This window comes from Allofournierella sp., from assembly GCF_017889395.1.
In the GTDB taxonomy this organism is placed as follows: Bacteria; Bacillota; Clostridia; order Oscillospirales; family Ruminococcaceae; genus Allofournierella.
On record NZ_JAGHKE010000113.1, the window covers coordinates 1 to 6,109 of the forward strand.

Genomic DNA, 6,109 nt, shown 5'->3' on the forward strand with positions numbered 1-6,109 from the left:
TTCTGGGGGGACTCTTCGGAGTTGAGAAGGTAAAACCTGACCCCACGAACCTGATCTGGTTCATACCAGCGTAGGGAAGCAATTCTGAAGCCCCGGTTCTGCCCGCCTGTTTCAGTGCGAGCACCGAGAGCTTGCAGTAAAAGGGATGCTTTTCCAGGTGAAAGGCATCCCTTTTTCTTTTATATTTCTTGCAAAGGAAGGAATCATTGCTATGGAAAACAACACCTGCTGCGGCTGCAGCCGGCCGGACCTGCCCTGGGCGGGCCGCGGCACCAATCTGGATATCTCCGGCTGCCGTTTCTCGCTCTACCCCATGGACTCGAACTTTGTGCCCATCATTTTGGGTGCACTGGAAAAGACCGACACCTCGGCGGTGTGGAGCCAGTCGGACGCACTTTCCACCGTTTACCGTGGACGCCTGCCCTACGTGGTGGACGCGGTGGAGGGCCTGTTCGTAAACGCATGGCAGCCCACCGTTCATATGGCACTGGAGGGCCAGTTCTCCAACATGGGCGTGAGCGACTACATCGACCGCATTGCCGAGGTCTGGCACATGGCAGAGGATGCCGGTCTGAATCCCACCAGCGTTCATTATGCCACCCGCATCAACGGCGATGTACAGGCAGTGTTTGACTATCTGCATGCGGTCTGCCGCCACATGGAGCAAACGGTTCCCCATTACATTCTGCATTTCACCCTCTCGGTGAACAGCCCCACGGCGGAATGATTCCTCACTATTCAAAAACAGCAATTAAGGAGTTGGAACAACCAATGAAACAGAAAGAATCAAGCTATTCCTGGAAACTGCAGGACATTATTTTTGTGGCCATGCTGTGCGTAGTGTTCGGCGTGGTATATCTGGCAGGCGTTTACCTGATCTCGCCTCTGACCGCCATCTTTGCCCCTCTGGGCGTTTCGCTGCTGGGCACCGAGATGATTTTCGGTATCTGGTTTATGGCTGCCACCCTGGCCGCCTACATTCTGCAGAAGCCCGGCGCAGCCATCATTGCCGAGGTTCTGGCCTCCCTGATCGAGGTGCTGCTGGGCAATATGTACGGTCCCATGGTAATCGTGGCGGGTATCGTACAGGGCGCGGGCGCTGAGCTGGTGTTCGCTGCCTGGCGCTACAAGCGGTTCGACCGCACCACCATGTACCTGGCCTCTGTGGGCTGCACCATCACCGGCTTTTTGTGGAGTTTCGTGCGCTCCAACTACCTGGCCATTGCGCCCCAGCTGCTGGTGGTATATTTTGTGGTACGCCTGATCAGCTCCTTTATCTTCTCCGGCGTGCTGTGCAAGCTGATGGGCGACAGTCTGGCCCGCACCGGTCTGCTGAAGAGCTATGCCCTGGGCCGGGACATGCGGGATGAGTAAGCCGGTGCTCAGCTGCCGGGACCTGACCTTCCGCTACCAGAAGGAGGATGTGTTCCGGCAGCTCTCCTTTGCCATTCAGCCCGGGGAGGCTGTGCTTCTGATGGGGCCTTCCGGCTGCGGCAAAAGCAGTCTGGCCTACTGCCTGGCCGGGCTTTACCCTGCCTACGCGGGAACTCTGAGCGGCGAAATTCTTCTTGAGGGTAAGCCTCTGGAGGATTACCCTCTGGCCCAGCGAGCCCGGGGTGTGTCCATCCTGTTCCAGAACCCGGACGATCAGTTCTGCATGGACCGGGTGGATCACGAAATCCTGTTTGCGCTGGAAAACATCAACTATCCGGGCGATCTGCGTGCCCGCACCCGGGAGCTGCTGGCACTGGTGGGTCTGGAGGATGTGGAGCATCATCTGATCCACACCCTGTCCGGCGGAATGAAACAGAAGTTGGCGCTGGCCACTGCCCTTGCCACCGAGGCAAAGCTGCTCATTCTGGACGAGCCCTTCGCCAATCTGGACCCCGGCTCCTGCGCCGATCTCTCGGTGAAGCTGGCCCAGTTGAACCGGCAAGGGCTTTCCCTCTTTGTTGTGGACCACCGGCCGGATTACTGGCTGCCGTTTTTAAGCCGCATTCTGCTGATGGACAAAAGCGGCAACCTTTTGCTGGAAAGTGTTTTGCCTGAGGATCTGCAGGCCCACCGGGAGCTGTTCCGGGAACGTGGCCTGTTTGTGGACGACAGCTGGCTGGAGGGTCAGTCTCCCGCGCCCCTGCCCCAGCCGGAGGAATCTATGGTGCAGGCAAAAGACCTGCGGCTGCTGCAGGGCAAAACCACAGTGGCCGAGCATCTGAGTTTTGACTTTCCCCGAGGCGGCATCACCGCGCTGGTAGGGCGCAATGGCAGCGGCAAAACCACCCTGCTCACCTGCCTTGCCGGGGCCGGACGCTGCAAGGGCAGCCTGAAAGTAAACGGCGCTGCGGGGCTGGTGTTCCAGAATCCCCGGTTCCAGTTTTTGAGCCTGACCGTGGAGGATGAGGTTTTGACCACCCTGCGGGCACTGGAGCCCAAAGCAGAGGAGCAAGCCCTGCGCCAGAAGGCCCGGGCACTGCTGGAGGAATTTGACCTGCTGGCCTGGCGCAAGCACTCCCCCTATGAACTGAGTCAGGGGCAGCAGCGGCGACTGGCTCTGCTGGCCATGCTGGCGGGCAACCGGCCGCTTCTTTTGCTGGACGAGCCCACCTATGCACAGGACGAACGGGCCACCCAATTCATCATGGAGCTGCTGCGCCGCCGCATTGATCAGGGTCTCACCGCCGTGATTGCCACCCATGATCTGGCGCTGGCCCGCTGCTTTGCCAACCGGATCTATTTGCTGGAGGACGGCTGCATGCAGCTGCTCAGCCCGGAACAGCTGGACCAATATGCCGAGGAAAGGAGCCATGCCCCATGCGCGCTTTGAATCCCGCCTACAAGCTGCTCACCCTGATCATTGCTTCGCTGATGCTCTCGGTCACCTACAACACCCGACTGGATCTGGTGGTGGCAGGCTGCTGCCTGGTGGTAACTCTGTGCACCCCGCGGGTGGACCGGAAATTTCTGTTCATCTCGCTCACACCGTTCCTCATCGCTGCCTTCGGCATGTTCATGACCGGCCTGCTGTTCCCCAGTCAGGCGGCTGCACAGGGGGTGGAGACCGCTGTATTCGGCCAGCGGGTCATTTACGCCAGCTCGCTGAAAAGTGCCTGCCAGCTGGCCGCCCGGGTGCTGGCCTTCGGCGGACTGGGCATGCTGTTCGCGTTTACCACCGAACCAATGGAGCTGATCATGAGCCTGATGCAGCAGTTCCATCTACCCCCGAAATTTGCCTATGGCATTCTGGCTGCCTATCATTTCTTCCCGGTGGTGCGCAGCGAGTTCGACACCGTGGGCGTGGCACTGCGGGTTCGCGGTGTAAAGGCAATACCCTTTTCACCAAAACGAATCCTCCCCATGCTGGTTCACGCACTGGAACGTTCCCAAAGTCTTGCCATGGCTATGGAGTCCCGAGGGTTCCAGAATGATGCGCCCCGGGCTGTGGCCTTCCGGGTACGTTTCGGCTGGGCGGATATCGCCTTTCTGATCGGTTTGCCCGCTGCACTTCTGGTCGGGCTCTGGCTTTTATAACCACAGGAGCAATGCAATGAATCATACAAAACAAGAGGAGCTGGCCCAACTGCAGGCTCGTTATCCGGACTTTTCGCCCTTCGTGCTGCTCAAACTGAGCATGATCCGTTACGGGGCAGTGCTCACCCCCGCCGCGCTGGAGAAAATTCAAGGCTCCATTTACGCCTTTTCCAGCGACAATGCCTTTGATATCCGTTTTTCCGGCCGCAAGGCCTGCACTGCCGTGCCCGGACCGATTCTGCTGCGGGACGGCACCTTCGTTTACATCAACTACGGCGACCCTTATGAGGACCCCTATCAGATTGACTGGGAGGGCGGGCTGTTTTTGCTGAAGGAGGGTGACACGCTGATCGATGTGATCGACTTTGTGCCCCGGCCCGAATTTTACGGCAAAATCACCAGCCTCGGCACTCCCATGGCTGCAGTGGCAGACGTGCGCGGCCAGAAGCTGATTCTGAACGCCTTCCAGCGCTGCCGCTTCTGGGAGGGTGGCCACCAATGTGGCTTCTGTGCCTTTTTCACCGGCGGACAGAGCCGGGGTGAGGTAAACTGCCAGGATGTACGGGAAACCATTCAGGAGGCGCTCAAGGAGCCGGGTCGTTTTTCCGAGATCAGCCTGTCTGGTGGATCGGATTTTTCCGGTGAGCCCCCCTTCTTCTGCGAGGTGGACCGGTACATCCGGGTTTTGCAGGCCATCGGGGAAAACTTCAACGGCCGCTTCCCCTGCCAGCTGATGGCACCTGCCTATCCCAAACAGCAGCTGGAACGCATCTGGCGCGAGACCGGCATCACCTCCTACGCCCCCAACATCGAGGTCTGGGGCAAGGCTCTGTTTCAGGAGCTCTGCCCCGGCAAGGAGCAATGGGTAGGCTATGAGGAATGGATTCGCCGCACATTGGATGCGGTGGAGGTATTCGGGCGCGGCAAGGTCTGCACCCAGGTTGTTGCCGGTGTGGAGCTGGCCGCAAAGAACGGCTTTTCCGATGTGGAGGCTGCGCTGGAATCCAATTTTGAGGCCTGTGAGTTTTTCGCCAGCCACGGAGTGAACTTTTTGTGCACCATCTGGCGCCCGCACCGGGCCACCCGGCTGGGTTACCGGCCCATGCCGCCGCTGGAATACTACGTGCGGCTGGCCGAAGGACTGCACAATATCCGTAAAGCACATGAACTTTACAACACAAATGACGACTATAAGCACTGCGGGAATCACCCGGACAGTGAACTGGAAAGGGGCGACTGAAAATGGAACTGCCTGTTTTCGCCCCAATGCCGCCTGAAGCCGCTGCTCTTCTGCCGATTTGGGACAGGGCCGTGGTGCAGGCACAGGATCTGGAAGGCCCGGTGGCTTTTTTGTGCCCTGTGGTGGCCAGCCAGAACGGCTCCACACTTTTGCTGGGCCTTGCCCAGGAACGGACCGCCGCCGGACGCGCACTGGTACGGGCGCTCTGGTTCGATCAGCCGGTTAGCCTGTGGCTTCCCGGCGAGGCAGACTGGATTCAGCTGACTGCCCGGGCCTGGAAGTGCCATATCACCGGCCCGGTGTTCCGGGAACTTCTGGAGCAGGCACGCCGCCGGGACCCCGCCGCTGACCTTGCCGTCGTATGGGAGCTGCTGCCCACGGCGCAAAGCTCCTTTTCCCAGCCACCTCAGCCGGTGGATTGCCCCCTTCTGCGGGAGGCAGAAATTCATCTGGAACTGCTGCGGCCTTCGGGAGCTGATGAACAGTAATGCAAAAAGACAGGCGCTCGGCCCGGTGCATCTGCCCGGACTGGGTGCCTGTCCTTTTTTAACGTTTAACAAAAACTCTTTTGTGCCGGTTTTTTCGTGCTGACAAAACCGGCTATTTTTTATCTCTTTTCCGGCTGCGGAAAAAACTCGAATTCCTGCGCCGCTCATGCCGCTTTTCCGTGATGCTGCGACATTTTCCGGCTCCTTTTTTACCGCTTTAATGGTGATGTCGCAAAGCGCCATTTCCTGCTCTCCCTCTGAAGCAACCGTGACCGTGGCGCTTCCCTCTTTTAGGGGCTTCACGCTGGCTTTTGTTCTGTCCACTGGATCTTGGGTGATCTGTATAACACCGCCGGGAGTGCTGCCCCATGTTATTTTCTTTGCAGCGAGTGAGCCCAGCGAAGTTTGAATCTCGGCAGTACCATTTTGTTTGAGACGCAGACTGTTTTCAACTGGGCCTATTCAAACGGCTATCGGGATGACTTGACTCTTGACAGGATTGACAATGACGGGAACTACTGCCCGGAGAATTGCCGGTGGACCACATGGGAGCAGCAGGCAAACAACAAACGAAAATCAAAATGCACGCTTGAAAACCCAGTTGGAGTAACATTCCATAAGAAGCATAAAAAATATGAGGCAAAGATAATGATAGGCGGAGTCAGAAAATCTCTCGGATATTTTGACAATCTGGAAGATGCCGTAAGAGCAAGACAGCAGGCAGAAATTGCGCGTTGATTTTAAGTCTTTTTACTACGACATTTTACGACATAACAAACCGTTATTAACCTGCAATAGACCGAACTAGCTTTACGCGCCACTTGGAGCGGGAGGCCAGAAAACACAAAGAAAA

The 6,109-nt window shown here is 57.8% G+C and carries 7 protein-coding genes and 1 riboswitch; all 7 genes read left to right on the forward strand.

Going from position 1 to position 6,109, the window contains the following annotated elements; translation table 11 throughout:
• Positions 1-94: riboswitch (TPP riboswitch) on the forward strand. This riboswitch is flagged as partial in the annotation.
• A 117-nt stretch (positions 95-211) separates the two neighbouring features.
• Complete coding sequence (locus J7G73_RS12065) at positions 212-727, forward strand: YkoF family thiamine/hydroxymethylpyrimidine-binding protein (RefSeq protein ID WP_291246429.1); 516 nt, start codon at positions 212-214, stop codon at positions 725-727.
• A 44-nt stretch (positions 728-771) separates the two neighbouring features.
• The gene (locus J7G73_RS12070) at positions 772-1,374 is read left to right on the forward strand and encodes an ECF transporter S component (RefSeq protein WP_291246430.1); all 603 of its coding nucleotides are present in this window, start codon (positions 772-774) and stop codon (positions 1,372-1,374) included.
• Positions 1,367-2,824 (forward strand): ABC transporter ATP-binding protein, encoded by a 1,458-nt coding sequence (locus tag J7G73_RS12075; RefSeq protein WP_291246431.1) that lies wholly within the window; start codon positions 1,367-1,369, stop codon positions 2,822-2,824. The genes J7G73_RS12070 and J7G73_RS12075 overlap by 8 nt, the downstream gene beginning before the upstream one ends.
• Positions 2,812-3,528 carry an energy-coupling factor transporter transmembrane protein EcfT gene (locus J7G73_RS12080; protein ID WP_291246432.1) on the forward strand — a complete coding sequence of 239 codons (717 nt, stop codon included), beginning with the start codon at positions 2,812-2,814 and terminating at the stop codon, positions 3,526-3,528. The genes J7G73_RS12075 and J7G73_RS12080 overlap by 13 nt, the downstream gene beginning before the upstream one ends.
• Positions 3,529-3,544: 16 nt before the next feature.
• Positions 3,545-4,768: a radical SAM protein gene (locus tag J7G73_RS12085; RefSeq protein WP_291246433.1), complete on the forward strand. Its 1,224-nt coding sequence runs from the start codon at positions 3,545-3,547 to the stop codon at positions 4,766-4,768.
• Between the two features lie 2 nt (positions 4,769-4,770).
• Positions 4,771-5,256 carry a hypothetical protein gene (locus J7G73_RS12090; protein ID WP_291246434.1) on the forward strand — a complete coding sequence of 162 codons (486 nt, stop codon included), beginning with the start codon at positions 4,771-4,773 and terminating at the stop codon, positions 5,254-5,256.
• A gap of 426 nt (positions 5,257-5,682) precedes the next feature.
• Entirely contained in the window at positions 5,683-5,994 is a 312-nt protein-coding gene (locus J7G73_RS12095) for a hypothetical protein (protein ID WP_291246435.1), read from the forward strand.
• Positions 5,995-6,109: the final 115 nt, after the last annotated feature.